This is a genomic window from Streptosporangium sp. NPDC001681 (assembly GCF_040298085.1).
Lineage (GTDB): Bacteria > Actinomycetota > Actinomycetes > Streptosporangiales > Streptosporangiaceae > Streptosporangium.
Map to the genome: position 1 here is coordinate 24822 of NZ_JBEOZN010000040.1, position 16374 is coordinate 41195.

The window sequence follows — 16374 nt, forward strand, 5'->3', positions numbered from 1 at the left end:
CGGCCGGCCGGTGATCGGAGCCCCGGGAAAGGCATTACTGGGTGTGGATGATCCAGAAGCGCGATTCACCGCGCTGTACGACCGGCACTATCGCAGCGTGCTCGGCTACGCGCTGCTGCGGGCCGAACGACAGGCGGCCGAGGACATCGCGAGCGAGACGTTCCTGATCGCCTGGCAGCAGCTGGAGCGGCTGCCGGAGGCGCCGCTGCCGTGGCTGCTCGGCATCGCCCGCAACCTGCTGCGCAAGCAGTGGCGTTCCGGGCTGCGACGGCAGGCGCTGGCGGACCGGCTGGCCGACCTCTCCCCCGAGGGAGACGTGGCCGAGCAGGTCACCGAGCGCGAGGCGGCGCTCGCGGCGCTCGCCGGGCTGTCCGAGCTGGACGCCGAGGCCGTGGTCCTGGCCAGTTGGTACGGCCTCGCCCCGGCCGAGGCCGCCAAGCTCGTGGGCTGCTCGGCCCGCGCGTTCACGGTCCGTCTGCACCGCGCTCGCCGCCGCCTGTCCCAGGCATTCGATTTCACCCCCATCACCCTGCAGGAGCAGTCATGAACGACGTTGACGAGCGCATCCGCGCGCTGCGCCCCGACGCCCTCACCGACGACGCCTACCGGCGTCGCCGCGAGGCCGACCTCGCCCGCGCCTTCGCGACGGCCAAGCCTCGCCTCCGCCCCGTGTCCCGCCTGCGTCTCAGGCCGCGGCTCGTGCTGACCGGCGCCCTCATCGGGCTGGCCGCCGCAGTGGCGGTACCGGCGGTCATGACGGGCACGATCGGGCTGCGGGGACCGGGGGGCGGCCGGAGCGAGGGGGCCGCTTCCTCCGTCGCAGCCCCAGACAGGTCCCCGGCGGAGAAATCCTCCGTGACGCTTGACGCCCGGTCGTTCCTGCTGGCGAGCGCGAAGACGGTGGCGAGCGAGAGCACCCCCGAGGGCCGGTACTGGTTCGACCGCACCCGGACCTTCGAGCCCGTCGGGGCCGGCGCGGTCGTCGCCCACACCGACGAGATCTGGTCCGACGGCCGAAAGGGGCGGAGCTCGTCCAATCAGGACGTCAAGATCACCTTCGAGACCTCCTCCGACGAGGCGGCGTGGAAGGCCAAGGGATCCCCGTCCCTGTGGCCCGGCCCGAAGACCGAGGACTTCGCCATGATCCTGCAAATAGGGCTCGGTGCCAAGACACTGACCGTGGGGAAGGAGCAGAAGCTGCCCGGCGACGTCGAGGGGCTTGAGCGCTGGCTCCGCTCGGCGCACCGTGAGGGGCCGTTCGCGGACTTCGCCTTCGATGCGGCGCGTCACCTGCTCTCCATGCCGACGAGCGCGGCCACGCGCGCCTCGATGCTGCGCATCCTGGCCGCTCAGCCGGGACTCGTCCTGAAGCAGGGCGTCCTCGACCCGCTCGGCCGCACGGGCACCGCGGTCACCACGGCCAACGGCCACCACACCCTGATCATCGACGAGTCGGGGGCGCGCCTGCTGGCCTTCCGCTACGACGGTCCGGACGAGAAGTCCCGCGCCACCGACTCCCGCACCGTGTTCATCCCCGCCCGTAAGGGGTTCAAGGTCGCGTACGAGAGCTCCGGCTGGGTCAACGAACTCGGCGCCCGGAAGTGATCTCCCGCCCCGCCGCCCGGAGGGGGCGGCGGGGCACCCGGCGGGTCCGCCACCCCGGCGGGGGCGGGGTGGCTCAGCCGAGGACCAGGTCCCGGATCGTCTTCAGGGAGGTCTCGTCGCGGGGGCCCATCACCAGGAGGTTGCTCACCGGGCTCTTGCGCCACAGCTCCAGGCGTTCGCGGATGCGGCCCACCGGGCCGACCAGGGAGATGCCGTCGGCCAGCTCGTCGGGGATCGCGTTGAACGCCTCGTCCCTGCGCCCGGCCAGGTAGAGCGCCTGGATCTCCTCGGCGGCCTCGGCGTAGCCCATCCTGCCGATGATGTCGGCGTGGAAGTTGCGGCTCTTGGCGCCCATGCCGCCGATGTAGAGGGTCAGCATCATCTTCACCCCGTCCAGCGCCGCCCTGACGTCGTCGGTGATCAGTGTCATGACCATGGCGGCGATGTCGAAGTCAGGCCCGGCGCCGGCGAGCGAGGGGCCGTACATCCGCTCGATCTTCTCGGGGAACACGAAGAGCGGCAGCCAGCCGTCGGCGATCTCGGTGGCGAGCGCGACGTTTTTCGGGCCCTCCGCGCCGAGATAGAGGGGGATCTCGCCGCGGAGCGGGTGGGTGATCAGCTTCAGCGGCTTGCCGAGGTTCGCGCCGCCCGGGTAGGGCAGGGGGTAGTGCTCGCCGTCGCTGGTCACCGGCTCCTCGCGGCGCCAGACCTTGCGCATGATCTCGACGTACTCGCGGGTGCGGGCGAGCGGCTTGGGGAACGGACGACCGTACCAGCCCTCGACCACCTGGGGGCCGGACGCGCCGATACCGAGCAGCAGCCGCCCGCCGGTGAGATGATCGAGGGTCATCGCGGTCATCGCGGTCGCCACCGGGGTCCTGGCGGAGATCTGCACCACCGATGTGCCCAGTTTGATGCGGGACGTCCGCGCGCCGTACCAGGCCAGCGGGGTGAAGGCGTCGCTACCGTAGGCTTCCGCGGTCCAGACGGACTCGTACCCCAGCCGTTCCGCGGCCTGGACGAGTTCGGTGGCGTCGTCGGCGTCGCGCTGCCAGTAGCCGAGGTTCAGGCCGAGTTTCAGGTCGGTACTCACCGGGTCTCCTCGCAACGTAAGGCCGGACACGCTCCGCAATTAGAACACGTTCTACATTGGTCGGTCGAGTGTGAGGTGTCGAAATTCGGTCTCCCGGGAAGCGTTCATCTGTGCTCTATGCAGCTCGCAAGCTCCTCTCCCTGATCTTTCTCCTTGCCCTCGCCGTCGCGGGAGCGATCCCGGCGGTGGCGCACGCGGCGGGGCGGCCCAACATCGTGCTGGTTCTCGTTGACGACCTGGATGCGGGGGATCTCCAGAAATTTCCCAACATCTCAAACCTCCTTGCCAGGGGTGGCACCAGCTTTGACCGGTTCTTCGTGCCGAACTCCTGGTGCTGCCCGTCACGCGCGTCGATCATGCGCTCCCAGTACGTGCACAGCCACGGAGTGCTGACCAACACCGCTCCCGAGGGCGGCTTCACCAAGTACTACACAACCGGTCTGGAACGTTCCACGCTCGGGACCTGGATGAAGTCGGCCGGATACCGCACCGGCCTGATGGGCAAGTACCTCAACCACTACCCCGGCGGCGCCACCGCCGCCACCTACGTGCCGCCCGGCTGGGACGAGTGGGACGTGCCGGTGCGCAGGCTCTACGAGGAGTACGGCTACACGCTCAACGAGAACGGCGCACTGCGGGCCTACGGCTTCGCGCCGGAGGACTACCTGGCCGACGTGCTCAGTGCGAAGGCGGGGGCGTTCGTCTCCCAGCCGGGCGACGACCCGTTCTTCCTTTACCTCGCCCCGATCGCCCCGCACAACCCGGCCAACTACGCCCCCCGGCACGAGGCCGCCTTCGCCGGAGCGGTGGCCCCGCGCACCCCGTCCTTCAACCAGCCGGATGTCAGTGCCGAGCCACTCTGGCTCAGGTCGCTTCCGCAGTTCGACGCCAGGAAGGTCCAGAAGATCGACCGGCACTACCGCGACCGGCTCCGGGCGATGCTCGGCGTGGACGACATGGTGGGTGCCCTGATCGAGTCCCTCAGGGTCTCCGGCAAGCTGGATGAAACGTATATCTTTTTCGCCTCCGATAACGGGTTCCACCAGGGCCAGCACCGGCTCGCCCAGGGCAAGACCACCCCCTTCGACGAGTCGATCAAGGTGCCGCTCCTGGTCCGCGGCCCCGGTGTGCCGGCGGGTCACGTCATCGGCGACATGGCCTCCACGGTGGACCTGGCCCCGACGTTCGCCCAGCTGGCCGGTGTCACGCTCCCCGACTTCGTCGAGGGCCGCTCCCTGCTGCCGCTCCTGCAGGGCCGCACGCCGCCCTCGTGGCGCCAGAACGTGCTGCTGGAGTTCAACCGCCCGACGGACCCGGGCTCGGCCCGCCAGACTCCGGTCCCGGCCTACCAGGGCATGCGGACCGCCTGGCACACCTTCGTCCGCTACTCAACCGGCGAGTACCAGCTCTACGACCTCGTCGCGGATCCTTACCAGCTCCGCAACATCGCCGCCGAGACCCCGCTCTCCGTGATCGCCCAGTTCAACCAGCAGCTCGACGCCCTGGTCTCCTGCTCGGGTGCCACCTGCAGGTCAGCCGACTCGGTCAAGCCGCCCGTGCTGCCCGTCAGGCCCCTCTTCCTCGGTCCGTGGGGACCGTGAGATGCCGGGGTAGGCCCGCAGCAGGTGGGCCTCGACGGCGGCGGCGGCCCCCGCCGCGTCCCCGGCGACGATGGCCCGGTGGATCCGATGGTGATCGGCCATCAGCCCTGCCGTGTCGCCGAGGCGCTCGACCGCGCCGACCGCGTAGCGGCGGAGCGAGTCACGCAGCGAGAGCATCATGGCGGTGGTCAGCCTGTTGCCCGACGCCTCGGCGATGGCCACGTGGAAGGCCGTGTCGTGCTCGACGAACTCCTCCGCGGTCGTCGAGGCGTCCATCCGCTCCAGCGCGGCGGTCAGGGCCGACAGGTCCGCCCCGTGTGCCGCGGCGTGCGCGGCGGACCACTTTTCGATCATCAGCCGGGCGTCGACGACCTCCGCCAGCGACAGGTTCGACAGCCCGAGGTGGAGTCTGAGCAGGTCGCTCAGGGCGTCCGCGGGTCTGGAGATGAGGCAGGCCCCCGCGTCCGGCCCCCGCCCGACCTGCGACGACACCACGCCCAGCGTCTCCAGAACCCGCATCGCCTCGCGTACGGACGACCGGCTCACCCGCAGTTGCTCGGCGAGTTGCCGCTCGCCGGGCAGGCGGTCGCCGACCGTGAGCCCGTCGTCCGCGATGCGCCGCTCGATCTGGGCGATCACGTCCTCGAACGCCCGGGTGCGCCGGACCGGCTGCCAACCGCTCAAGGGGGCCTCCTCTTGTGAGGGAATATGGTCAGACCATACTATGGTCTGACCATACGAGCGTAAAGGAGTGCCGTGCGCGTCGCCCTGTTCATCACCTGCGTGAACGACACGCTCTTTCCCGGCACCGGGCGAGCGGTCGTCACTCTGCTGCGCCGCCTCGGGTGTGACGTCGAGTTCCCGCGGGCGCAGACCTGCTGTGGCCAGATGCACGTCAACACGGGGTACCCCGAGGAGGGCAGCCGGCTCGCGCGGCACTTCGTGGACGTCTTCGCCGAGTACGACGCGGTCGTCGCGCCGTCCGGGTCGTGCGCCGCGATGGTCCGCGAGCAGTACCCGCGTCTCGCCCGCATTCCGGCCGCCGCCGGAGCCCCCGCGGGGGAGAGGCCCCCGCCCGGCTCGTTCGCCGCGGAGGTGGCCGAGACGGTGCCGAAGGTCTACGAGCTCTCGGAGTTCCTCGTCGACGTCCTCGGTGTCACCGACGTCGGCGCCTACTTCCCGCACCGGGTGACCTACCACCCGACCTGCCACTCGCTGCGCGGCCTCCGCTTGGGAGACCGGCCCACCCGCCTGCTTGAGCAGGTCAGGGGCCTGGAGCTGGTCCCGCTCCCCGGAGCGGACGAGTGCTGTGGTTTCGGCGGCACCTTCGCGGTGAAGAACCCGGCGATCTCCGCCGCCATGTGCGCGGACAAGGTGCACAATGTCGCGACCACCGGTGCCGAGGTGCTGTGCGCCGCCGACAACTCCTGCCTGATGCACATCGGCGGCACCCTCAGACGCCAGCGCACCGGTGTACGGATCATGCACCTCGCCGAGATCCTCGCCGCCACGGAGAGCGGCGACGGCAGGGCGGTGCGCGGATGAGCGGGGGCGCCACGTTCCTCGGCATGCCGGCCTTCCCCGCGAACGCCGCGGTCGCCGTGCGGGACTCGCAGCTCAGGTACAACCTCCGCAAGGCCACCCACACGATCCGCGGCAAGCGGGCCGCCGTGGTCGGCGAGCTGCCCGACTGGGCCGAGCTCCGGCGGGCGGGCAAGGAGATCAAGGACCATACCCTGCGCAACCTGGAGCGCTACCTGGTGCGCATGGAGGAGGCGGTCACCGCGGCGGGCGGCCACGTTCACTGGGCGGCCGACGCCAAGGAGGCCAACCGGATCGTCGCCGACCTGGTCAAGGCCACCGGCGAGACCAGCGTGGTCAAGGTCAAGTCGATGGCGACCCAGGAGATCGGCCTCAACGAGGCTCTCGAACTGGAGGGCATCACCGCGTACGAGACCGACCTGGCCGAGCTGATCGTCCAGCTCGGCGACGACTGGCCCTCGCACATCCTGGTCCCGGCGATCCACCGCAACCGCGCGGAGATCCGCGAGATCTTCCGGGAGAAGATGGCCGACTGGGGGCGTGCCGCGCCGGCGGACCTGACGGACGACCCCCGCGCCCTCGCCGAGGCCGCCCGGCTCCACCTGCGCGAGCGCTTCCTTTCCACCAGGGTCGCGATCTCCGGCGCCAACTTCATGATCGCCGAGACCGGCACGCTGGTGGTGCTGGAGTCCGAGGGCAACGGGCGGATGTGCCTCACCCTGCCCGAGACGCTGATCAGCGTGGTCGGCATCGAGAAGCTGCTGCCCAGCTGGCAGGACCTGGAGGTCTTCCTCCAGCTGCTGCCCAGGAGCTCCACCGGCGAGCGGATGAACCCCTACACCTCCACCTGGACCGGCGCGGTCGAGGGGCAGGAGTTCCACCTGGTGCTGCTCGACAACGGCCGGACGAACGTGCTGGCGGACGAGATCGGCCGTCAGGCGCTGCGCTGCATCCGCTGCTCGGCCTGCCTGAACGTCTGCCCGGTCTACGAGCGGGCCGGAGGCCACGCGTACGGCTCGGTCTATCCGGGACCGATCGGGGCGATCCTCACCCCGCAACTGCGCGGCACCGCCTCGAAGCTGGACGCGTCGCTGCCGTACGCCTCGACCCTCTGCGGCGCCTGCTTCGACGCCTGCCCGGTCGCGATCGACATCCCCGAGGTCCTGGTCCACCTGCGTGGCAAGGTCCGCCACGCGCGCGTCGAGCGCCTGGGCATGCGTGCCGCCGGATGGGTGTTCAACCGCCCCGCGCGGCTGGCACGTGCTCAGCGGCTCGGCGGCCGCCTGCGCAGGTTCGTCCCCGGACGCCTGCCGGGCCCGCTGTCGGCCTGGACCGACACACGCGACATTCCCGATATTCCTCCCGAGTCATTCCGTGACTGGTGGGACCGTACAGACGGAGGCGTTCAATGACCGCTGCGGGCAGCAGGGAGCTGATCCTGTCGCGGATCCGCTCCGCGGTGGCCGGGGCCGGCGAGGTCGAGATCACCCGCGCCTACCGCACCTCACCGGACCCGGCCCGCGCGACGGGCCTGGTGGAACTGCTCGCCGAGCGGGTGGCCGACTACCGGGCCGTCGTGCACGTGGTGGACGAGGGGGAGGCGGCCGCGACGATCGCGGCGGCGCTGGCCCGCCGGGGCGCCACCCGGTTGGTCGTCCCCGAAGGACTGCCACCCGAGTGGGCCCCCGGAGAGCCGGTCACCGACGATCCGCCGCTGAGCGCGGCCGAGCTGGACGGGGTGGACGGGGTCGTCACCGGGTGCGCCGTGGCGATCGCGGAGACCGGCACGATCGTGCTGGACGCCGGCCCCGGGCAGGGGCGCCGGGCGCTGACCCTGGTACCGGACTACCACCTGTGCGTCGTGCGCGCCGGGCAGATCGTGGCCGGTGTTCCCGAGGCCGTCGGCAGGCTCGACCCGTCCAGGCCGCTGACCTGGATCAGCGGTCCCTCCGCGACCAGCGACATCGAGCTGAACCGGGTGGAGGGCGTGCACGGCCCGCGCGCGCTGGAGGTCGTCGTCATCCGCTGATCCGGCAGGGGGAGGCGCGTCGGGCGCGAAACACGGATGTGGCCGTGCTGGACGTCTACGGCATGCCCGGCTAGCGTGCCATGGCGTGTGATCCACAGGGCTCGGCCGGCGGACGGTTGTCGCCCGCCGAGGTCGATCCGATCCTCGCCGTCCATCAGGTCCGCAGGAGAAAAGGCGGAATTTACCGATCCGTTACCTGCCCACGTGGTGTCATTATCGGATATTGTCGCGAGTCGTTACTGCGTAACCCCAGGTCAAGGTCATTGGAGTCCTGTTTCCATGAAACCGCCGCTGCTGCTCATCGGGCAGGGCTCGCACGACGACAACGGATCCGCTGAATTCGGTAGGTTCATCCACCGGCTCCGCTGTCGCCTGGACCAGACGGCGGCCGACGTCTCCGGCGGCTACATCGCCAAGGCCAGGCCACGCCTCAGTGACTCCGTCGCATCGCTGGTCGCGCGCGGGCACCACCGGATGGTGGCCCAGCCCATGAGTCTCACCGGCGGTACGTGGCTCGGCACGGACATCCCCTCCGCGATAGCCCGCGAGCGGGAGAGACATCCCATGCTCACCTGCGACTACGGCCGTTCTCTGGGCTCCGACCCCCGTATCCTCGCGCTGCTCGCCGAGCGGCTGGCCGACGCCGCCGCCGAGGTCGCCAGTCTCCGGCTGGTCCCCGCCGCTGCCGGGCCGCTCGACGAGGAACCCGAGCACATCGAGATCGGCGAGACCGCCGTCGTCCTGGTCGGTGACGGCTCCACCAGCCCCGAGACCAACGCCGACGTGCACCGGGTCTCCCGGCTCTTCTGGGAGACCCACGCCCACGAGTACATGACCGTGGAGACGGCGTTCGTCTCCCTCACCCCGCCCGGCGTCCCCGGCGGCATCGAGCGCTGCCGCCGCCTCGGCGCCAAGCGCGTGATCGTCGTGCCCTACCTGCTCTTCGCCGGCGGCCTGCTCGACCGCGTCTGGGCTCAGGCCATGGCCTACGCCGCAGGCCACTCGAACCTGGACGTCCGCTGCGCCGACGTCATCGGTGACTGCGAGGGCCTGGCCGACGTGGTCATCGAGCGCTACGAGGAGGCGCTCAGCGGCATCGCCTGGTGATCCCGTGATGGTTTTGGTGTTTTTCCGGCTGGTTTCTGGAGGAGACTGAAGCGCATGACCATCCTCGAGGAGACCATCGCGGCGATCCGTCCCGCCGACCCGGCGGCCGTCGCCGAGGCCCGAGCCCACCAGGACCGCCTGACCAAGCCCAGGGGCGCGCTGGGCGCGCTGGAGGACGTGGCGATACGGCTGGCCGGGGCCGCGGCGGTCAGCCCGCCGCCACTCCCGGTTCCCGCGGCTCTGGCGATCTTCGCCGCCGACCACGGTGTCCACGCCAGGGGCGTGACCCCGTGGCCGCAGGAGGTCACCCTGCAGATGGTCGGCAACTTCCTCGCGGGCGGCGCCGTGGCCAACGCCTTCGCCGCCCAGGTAGGCGCCTCGGTGACGGTCGTCGACGTCGGTGTGGCCGCCGACCTCGACCCCGCGCCAGGACTGACGATCAGTAAGGTCGCGTACGGTACGGCCGACCTGTCCCGCGGACCGGCGATGACCCCCGAGCAGGCGGTCGCGGCCCTGGAGGCCGGGATCGCCCATGCCCGCGATCTCGTCGACGGAGGCGCCCGCTGCCTGATCACCGGAGACATGGGCATCGCCAACACCACCGCCTCGGCCGCGTTGATCTGCGCGTTCACCGGGCACGAAGCGGCGGCCGTGACCGGCAGGGGCACCGGTATCGACGGCGAGACCCTGGAACGCAAGGTCGAGGTGGTCCGCGAGGCACTCCGGGTGAACGGCCTGGAGCGCGAGCCGGGTGCCGCCTCCTCGGTGTCCGCCCTGGAGACGCTGGCCGCGGTCGGCGGCCTGGAACACGCGGCGATCGCCGGATTCGTCCTCGCCGGGGCCGCTCTGCGGGTGCCGGTCATCCTGGACGGTGTCATCGCGGGGGCGGCGGTACTGGCGGCGGCGGCGATGGCGCCCGACGTCGTCGACCACTGCGTGGCCGGGCACCGCTCGGCCGAACCCGGTCACGCCGCGGCCCTGGATCACCTGGGCCTGCGCCCCCTGGTGGAGTTGGAACTCCGGCTCGGCGAGGGCACCGGCGGCCTGCTCGCCCACCCGCTCGTCTGCGCCGCGGCCAGGGTGATGCACGAGGTCGCGACCTTCGATTCCGCCGGTGTGACGGACAAGGAAGCCTGACCTGCGGAAGTCTTGAAGCCGACCGGTTGACAACAGTCAGCCGTCTCTTGACACCTGTTAACACAGGTGCAGCAAAGAGAGCGTCGTTAGCCGGTAGGTTTACCTCTTAAGCACGTCATGATTCACAATTCCTCGTGAACGGGAGATCGGTCGCCATGTCGCCCTACCTGCTCGGCTTGCGCCTCTCCGGGCGGCGGGTACTCGTCGTGGGCGGTGGACGCGTCGCCCAGCGGCGTGTGCCGGCGCTGCTCGACGCGGGCGCACTGGTCACCATCGTCTCGACGAGCGTCACGCACGCTCTCGACGATCTCATCGCGACAGGCCGCGTGACCTGGGAGGCCAGGCGCTACCAGGCCGGCGACGTCGACGGGGCCTGGCTGGTGCAGGCCTGCACGGACAACCCCGAGGTGAACGCCGCCGTGGCCGAGGAGGCCGAGGCGAAGCGGATCTGGTGCGTGCGCGCCGACGACAAGGACGCCTCCGCGGCCTGGACCCCCGCCAGCGGCAAGGTGGACGAGATCAGTGTGGCGATCACCGCCGGAGGCGATCCCCGGCGCGCCGCCGGGATCAGGGACGCCGTCGTGGGCGCTCTCAGGGACGGTACGGTCGACGCCCGGCGCAACCGTACCAAGCTCGTGGGCGTCGCCCTGGTCGGTGGCGGTCCCGGCGACCCCGGCCTGATCACGGTCCGTGGACGGCAGTTGCTGGCCCAGGCCGACGTGGTCGTCGCCGACCGTCTCGCCCCGCAGGCCCTGCTCGACGAGCTCTCCCCGGACGTCGAGCTGATCGACGCCGCGAAGATCCCCTACGGTCGCTACATGGCCCAGGAGAGGATCAACGAGCTGCTGATCGAGCACGCCAGGCAGGGCAAGTTCGTGGTCCGGCTCAAGGGAGGCGACCCGTTCGTCTTCGGCCGCGGTGGCGAGGAGTTGCTCGCCTGCGCCCGCGCGGGCATCCCGGTGGTCGTGGTCCCCGGCATCACCAGCCCGGTCGCGGTGCCGGCCGCCGCCAACGTGCCCGTGACGCATCGCGGCGTCAGCCAGGAATTCCATGTGATCTCCGTACACGTCCCGCCGGGCGACGAGAGGTCCACGGTCGACTGGCCCAATCTGGCCAGATCCGGCGGCACGCTGGTGCTTATGATGGCGGTCGAACGGATCGGGGTGATCGCCGAAACGCTGCTCCATAACGGACGTTCGCCGGAAACTCCCGTAATGGTGGTACAGGACGGTACCCTTCCGACCCAGCGCGCTCTTTACGCCACGCTCTCCACCGTGGCGGAGCGCGTAAGCGCGGCTGAGATTCGGCCCCCTGCGATCGTGATCGTCGGTGATGTCGTGAAGGTCGGCCAGGAGGTCGAGATGGTTCGAGCGGAGCGAGTACCGTGAAATCGGCTTCCAACAGGCCTCCCCATTCGGGTGGTGGCCGTGACCCTCGCCTCGCCGGCACCCCCCAGGAGCCATCTGGCGGCCCCCCGCCGGATGACCAGGAATCCCCCGGCGAGCAGACGGTGACCTTCGGCGCCATCCGTCCAGACGATGACGCCGCCTCCATCCGCGCCCGCCCCCAGCCCGCCGCCGGGGCGGCCGGTCCTGCCACGCCTCCGGGCAGGAGGGCCGGTCCGGCCGCCCCGGGCGGGGCGGCCGATCCAGCCGCCCCGCCCGCTTCGGCGGAGGCGATGGCGGCCTTCCACGCCGCCGCGGCCGCCGCCCAGGCCACGATCGCCGCCATCACCACCTCCCGGGAGGTGGTCAAGCCCGCCTCCGCCGACGCCCCGGGCAGCCGTCCTCCGGGTGCCGCCCGCAGCGGTCCCGCCACGGCCTCGCCCGGTGCGGTCTCCGGTCCGAACGCCTCCCCGGCCGCTTCCCGCGGCGGTGCCCCCGCCCCGCAGCGGGCTCCCCGTGCTGGTGGCCCCGCCTCGCCGGGTGCCCCCCGTGGTGGCGTTCCCGCCCCGCCGGGGGCGGCCCCGGGTCAGGGTGTCCCTCCTTCCCCCGGCGCTTCGCGTGGTGGTGGCCCTGCCACCACTCCTCCCGGTGTCCCTCCGAGGCCGGGTGCTCCCGCCTCCCAGGGGGGTTTTGCGGGAGCTGCTCGCGGGGACGGCCCCGCCGAGGGCTCTCGTGGTGCGACTTTCCGTCCGGGGCCCGCTTTCCCGAGTGCTCCCCGTGCCGGTGGTGGCCCCGTCACACCTTCTCCCCAGGCCGGTCCCGGTGCGCTCTTTCGCCCAGGTGCCCCTGTTCCCCCGAGCGCTCCCCGCGCCGGTGCCCCCGCCACTCCCGCACCCGGCGCTTTCGGGGGTTCCGCTCCTGGAGAAGGTGCCGCAGACTCCTCACGTACGGCCGATGAGGGCTTCTCCCCCCGGGCCGAGGGGGGCGGGCTCGCCCCCGGAGTCCCCGGCACCGAGGCCGCCGCTCCGCCCCTTCGGGTGAGCAGACCCCAGGAGAAGCAGGAGGAGCCCGGGAAGGGCGCCGAGTCCGACGAGGTCGTCGTCCTCCTCGCGGATGACGGTGAGATCGGGGACGCGCGGCGGGAGGGGCGCCGCGAGGGGCCGGAAAACGAAGCGGAGAGCGACGCCGGGATGCCTGGCGCCGGCGGAGCCGAGGATGGCGGCGAGGCCGGAGAGCGGGCCCTGGCCGGCGACGGGGCTCAGCGCGACGCCGAGCCCGCCGAGATCGATGAGCAGGCTCCGCGGGAGGACGAGACCGATGAGACCGGCGAAGAGACCCAGCGCGACGGCGAGGCCGGCGCCGAGGTCCTGGACGGGGCCGGCGACGCGGACGGGAACGACGGGAACGAGAAGGCCGGAGGCGAGGAGGACGCGGGGTCGCCGGGCGACCGGATGCGGGAGACGCCGCTTCCCGAGGCCGTCTCCGAGGCCCTGAGCAGCGCGCTCACCGCCGTACGCACCGGTGTCACCGACCTCGGTTTCGGCCTGGACATCCCCGGGGCCGAGGAGGCCAGGCGGGTCCGGAGTGAGATCCTGGCCCAGCTCGACGACTACGTGATCCCCCGCGTCCACACGAGCACCGCGCCCGCCCTCGTCGTGGTCGCGGGCTCCACCGGCGCGGGCAAGTCCACCCTCCTCAACACGCTGGCCAACGCCAGGGTCAGCGCGACCGGCGTGCGCCGTCCGACGACCGGAACGCCTGTCCTGGCCTGCCACCCCGACGATCACGAGTGGTTCGCCAAGGGCGACCTGCTCGGTAGCCTCCGGCGGCTCAGCGAGCCCGACCCCGAGGCGGCCTCCGACGGCCTAGTGCTCGTCTCCACCGAGCGCCTACCTCCCGGTGTGGCACTGCTCGACACCCCCGACATCGACTCGGTGGTCGAGGAGCACCACGAGATCGCGCACCGCATGCTCGACGCGGCCGATCTGTGGATCTTCGTCACCACCGCCGCCCGCTACGCCGACGCCCCGGCCTGGCGGCTGCTCCGCCTGGCCAAGGAGCGCGGAGCCAAGCTGGCCATCGTGCTCTCCAGGGTGCCGCCCAAGTCCAGAGAGGTGATCACCAAGCACTTCGTCAGGATGCTCACCGAGTACGGTCTCGGCGAGGTCGACCGGTTCGTCGTCAACGAGGGCAAGGTCACCGACGGCATGCTCCCCGACCACGAGGTGAGCGAGCTGCGCCTCTGGCTGACCGAGCTGTCGGTTGACGAGCGGCGTCGCGAGCAGGCCGTGCGGGCCACCCTGGACGGGGTGCTGAACAGCTTCCGCACTCGTGTCCCCGCCCTGGCCAAGCAGCTGGAGATCCAGGTCGCCTTCCGCAGAGACCTCCGCGCCGACGTGGAGAGCGCCTATGCCCAGGCACTGGTCGAGATCGACGAGAGCACCGGCGACGGCTCGCTGCTCCGGGGTGAGGTCCTCGCCCGCTGGCAGGACTTCGCCGGTTCCGGCGATCTCATGCGTACCCTCCAGTTGCGCAAGCCCGGTCGTCTCGCGGGCAAGGCGAGCCATCAGGCACCCGAGCGGCTCAGCGCGCTGAGATCCGCGCTGCGGACGGGGTTGGAGTCGGTGGTCGTCTCGGCGGCGCAACGGGCCGCGGAGGAGGCCGCCTCGCGCTGGTCGAACCGTCCGGGCGCGCAGGAGGTCCTGGCGACGGCCGCCGAGCTCGGGCACGCGTCCGACGATCTCCCGCGCAGGGCCGGCCGGACCATCGCGGCCTGGCAGGAGCACATCACCGAGCTGATCCGCACCGAGGGGGTGACCAAGCGATCGGTGGCCAGGGTGATCTCGTTCGACGTCGAGTCCCTGTCGCTGATCCTGACCATCGGGCTGCTCGGTTACGGCGCCTCGGAGGCGCGGAACGGCACCGGTGCGCTGCCGCAACGGCTGGTACACGCGCTGCTCGGCGCGGAGTCGCTGCGCAACATCGGGGTGAAGGCCCGAAGCGATCTCCGCGCCCGGATCGGCATGCTCTTCGACGACGAGACGGCGCGTTACATCCAGGCTCTCGATGGCGCCGGCATACCGGATGAATCCGCCGCCACCCGCCTTTACCAGGCAACGTACAACCTTGAGGTCGCCCGATGAGTGTTGGCACCACCCAGTCACGCCAAGGGCTCGGCAGCCGGCTCGCCGCGCTGGCTCGGATCGTGGAGCTGGGGCCGGGCAGGGTCGAGCCCAAGCTCCTCACCGAGTCGGGGCAGCTGCTGCTGCGTGCCGGTGACAGGCTCAAGCTCTCCTCCGACCACACGGTGGTCGCGCTCGCGGGGGGCACGGGCAGCGGCAAGTCGACGCTGTTCAACTCGATCTCCGGCCTGGAGCTGTCGCCGACGGGAGTACGCCGCCCGACCACGGCCCGCACCCACGCCTGCGTCTGGGGCCTGGACGGCGCGGGCCCGCTGCTCGACTGGCTGCAGATCCAGTGGCGCCACCGCTTCGCGCGGGCCAGTGCCCTGGACCGCGGGGAGAGCCAGCTGCACGGACTGATCCTGCTCGACCTGCCCGACCACGACTCCATCCGGGCGCTGACCGACACCGAGGCCGACCGGCTGATCCAGGTCGCGGACCTCGTCGTGTGGGTGCTCGACCCGCAGAAGTACGCCGACGCCTCCACGCACCGGCGCTACGTGACCGACCTGGCCGGGCATGAGGCGGTGACGGTCTTCGTGCTCAACCAGTCCGACCGGCTCGACGAGGAGGAGCTGACCGAGTGCGTCGCGGACCTGGAGGACCTGCTCCACCGCGAGGGGGTCGAGCACCCCGTGGTCGTCACCACCTCGGCGATCACAGGTACGGGCGTGGACGACCTCAAGGCGGTCCTCGCCGAGACCGTGTCCAGGCGCAGGGCCGCCACCCAGCGCCTGGAGGCCGACCTCGACCGGCTGACGCTCCGCCTGGCGAAGGTCATGCCCGCCGACGGCACCCCGGCGTCGCCCTCCTCCATTGACGACGCCCGCCGGATCGGCCTCACCGACGCCCTCTGCGACGCGGCCGGAGTCCCCGCCGTCGGCGAGGCGATGGAGAACGTCTACGCCGCGAGGTCCGGTGAGTGGGTCGGCTGGCCCTACACCCGCTGGGCGGCCAAGCTTCGTCCTGATCCGCTGAACAGCCTGCGCCTGGGCGATCTGCGAGACGAGATCCGCGGCCTGACCGGTGGCTCGGTCAGCGCGCAGCCGGCCGAGGTGGACACCGCCGTCCACGCCCTGGCCGACGGCCTGACCTCCGGCATGCACGAGGCGTGGCAGAGCGGGATCAGGGACGCCGCGCGCTCCCGCTCGGCGCAGCTGCCCCAGGTGCTGTCGGAGGAGCTCTCAGAGGTCGCACCGCGCCTGGACAGGGTGCCCGGCTGGTGGCGGCTGCTTCTCGCCTGGCAGTACCTGCTGGTCCTGCTCTTCGTCGCGGGCCTCGCCTGGGTCGGTACGGCTCTGGTCTACGGCGTGTTCGGCACCGGGAAGCCGCCGGCGGGGCTGGAGGTGTTCGGCGACGCCGCCTCGCTGCCGTGGGTGGGGCTGATGATGCTCTCGGTACTCGGGCTCGGGTTGCTCACCGCGGTGGCCAGCCGCAACTTCATCGTGCTCGGCGCGGGCAACGAGCGTGACGCGCTGGAGCGCGAGATGCGCCGCAGGGTCGCCGGGCTCGCGGAGAGCATGGTGATCGAGCCGGTGGAGCGTGAGCTGACCCGCTACAACGAGTTCTACTCGGCCATGCGGAGCCTGCGAGGCTGATTCCCGGGGTTGTCCACAGCCTGGTCGAGTGTCCGGCGGTTGTCCCCAGAGCGCGATTCGGTGACTCGCGAGGGGTACGGCTCGGACCATCGTGT

Annotated in this window: 13 protein-coding genes; 11 read left to right on the forward strand and 2 right to left on the reverse strand. The window is 71.4% G+C overall.

Annotation, left to right across the window (positions count from 1 at the left end):
- Window positions 1-43 precede the first annotated feature (43 nt).
- Window positions 44-547, forward strand: coding sequence for an RNA polymerase sigma factor (locus tag ABT130_RS19715; RefSeq protein ID WP_350921517.1), 504 nt, complete (start codon window positions 44-46; stop codon window positions 545-547).
- On the forward strand, window positions 544-1605 hold the full coding sequence (locus ABT130_RS19720) for a hypothetical protein (RefSeq protein WP_350957103.1): 1062 nt from the start codon (window positions 544-546) through the stop codon (window positions 1603-1605). Before ABT130_RS19715 ends, ABT130_RS19720 begins: the two co-directional genes overlap by 4 nt.
- Window positions 1606-1678: 73 nt before the next feature.
- Here the strand turns inward: ABT130_RS19720 and ABT130_RS19725 are convergent, their stop codons facing one another.
- The gene (locus ABT130_RS19725) at window positions 1679-2698 is read right to left on the reverse strand and encodes an LLM class F420-dependent oxidoreductase (protein ID WP_350957105.1); all 1020 of its coding nucleotides are present in this window, start codon (window positions 2696-2698) and stop codon (window positions 1679-1681) included.
- 110 nt (window positions 2699-2808) lie between these two features.
- On the opposite strand from ABT130_RS19725, the gene ABT130_RS19730 reads away from it, so the two are divergent.
- Window positions 2809-4299: a sulfatase family protein gene (locus tag ABT130_RS19730; RefSeq protein WP_350957107.1), complete on the forward strand. Its 1491-nt coding sequence runs from the start codon at window positions 2809-2811 to the stop codon at window positions 4297-4299.
- Here the strand turns inward: ABT130_RS19730 and ABT130_RS19735 are convergent.
- A complete protein-coding gene (locus tag ABT130_RS19735) occupies window positions 4231-4983 on the reverse strand; it encodes a FadR/GntR family transcriptional regulator (protein WP_350957109.1) in 753 nt (250 codons plus the stop codon). The two genes, ABT130_RS19730 and ABT130_RS19735, sit on opposite strands and share 69 nt — an antisense overlap.
- Before the next feature lie 72 nt (window positions 4984-5055).
- On the opposite strand from ABT130_RS19735, the gene ABT130_RS19740 reads away from it, so the two are divergent.
- From ABT130_RS19740 to ABT130_RS19775, 8 genes are all read left to right on the forward strand, one after another.
- A complete protein-coding gene (locus tag ABT130_RS19740; protein WP_350957111.1) occupies window positions 5056-5844 on the forward strand; it encodes a (Fe-S)-binding protein in 789 nt (262 codons plus the stop codon).
- Window positions 5841-7253, forward strand: a complete 1413-nt coding sequence (locus tag ABT130_RS19745; RefSeq protein ID WP_350957113.1) for a lactate utilization protein B — start codon at window positions 5841-5843, stop codon at window positions 7251-7253. Before ABT130_RS19740 ends, ABT130_RS19745 begins: the two co-directional genes overlap by 4 nt.
- Complete coding sequence (locus ABT130_RS19750) at window positions 7250-7870, forward strand: LutC/YkgG family protein (protein WP_350921534.1); 621 nt, start codon at window positions 7250-7252, stop codon at window positions 7868-7870. Before ABT130_RS19745 ends, ABT130_RS19750 begins: the two co-directional genes overlap by 4 nt.
- Window positions 7871-8149: 279 nt before the next feature.
- Window positions 8150-8977, forward strand: coding sequence for a sirohydrochlorin chelatase (locus ABT130_RS19755; RefSeq protein WP_350921536.1), 828 nt, complete (start codon window positions 8150-8152; stop codon window positions 8975-8977).
- Between the two features lie 54 nt (window positions 8978-9031).
- The gene (gene cobT / locus ABT130_RS19760; RefSeq protein WP_350921539.1) at window positions 9032-10114 is read left to right on the forward strand and encodes a nicotinate-nucleotide--dimethylbenzimidazole phosphoribosyltransferase; all 1083 of its coding nucleotides are present in this window, start codon (window positions 9032-9034) and stop codon (window positions 10112-10114) included.
- A 155-nt stretch (window positions 10115-10269) separates the two neighbouring features.
- Complete coding sequence (gene cobA, locus ABT130_RS19765; protein WP_350921630.1) at window positions 10270-11502, forward strand: uroporphyrinogen-III C-methyltransferase; 1233 nt, start codon at window positions 10270-10272, stop codon at window positions 11500-11502.
- A gap of 1034 nt (window positions 11503-12536) precedes the next feature.
- Window positions 12537-14642: a dynamin family protein gene (locus tag ABT130_RS19770; protein WP_350957115.1), complete on the forward strand. Its 2106-nt coding sequence runs from the start codon at window positions 12537-12539 to the stop codon at window positions 14640-14642.
- On the forward strand, window positions 14639-16279 hold the full coding sequence (locus ABT130_RS19775) for a GTP-binding protein (protein WP_350957117.1): 1641 nt from the start codon (window positions 14639-14641) through the stop codon (window positions 16277-16279). Before ABT130_RS19770 ends, ABT130_RS19775 begins: the two co-directional genes overlap by 4 nt.
- Window positions 16280-16374 lie beyond the last annotated feature (95 nt).

Bases quoted from the DNA above. Each gene is read 5' to 3' on its own strand.
- ABT130_RS19720 (WP_350957103.1), top strand. From the start codon at position 544: ATGAACGACGTTGACGAGCGCATCCGCGCGCTGCGCCCCGACGCCCTC.
- ABT130_RS19745 (WP_350957113.1), top strand. From the start codon at position 5,841: ATGAGCGGGGGCGCCACGTTCCTCGGCATGCCGGCCTTCCCCGCGAAC.
- ABT130_RS19750 (WP_350921534.1), top strand. From the start codon at position 7,250: ATGACCGCTGCGGGCAGCAGGGAGCTGATCCTGTCGCGGATCCGCTCC.
- ABT130_RS19755 (WP_350921536.1), top strand. From the start codon at position 8,150: ATGAAACCGCCGCTGCTGCTCATCGGGCAGGGCTCGCACGACGACAAC.
- cobT (WP_350921539.1), top strand. From the start codon at position 9,032: ATGACCATCCTCGAGGAGACCATCGCGGCGATCCGTCCCGCCGACCCG.
- cobA (WP_350921630.1), top strand. From the start codon at position 10,270: ATGTCGCCCTACCTGCTCGGCTTGCGCCTCTCCGGGCGGCGGGTACTC.
- ABT130_RS19775 (WP_350957117.1), top strand. From the start codon at position 14,639: ATGAGTGTTGGCACCACCCAGTCACGCCAAGGGCTCGGCAGCCGGCTC.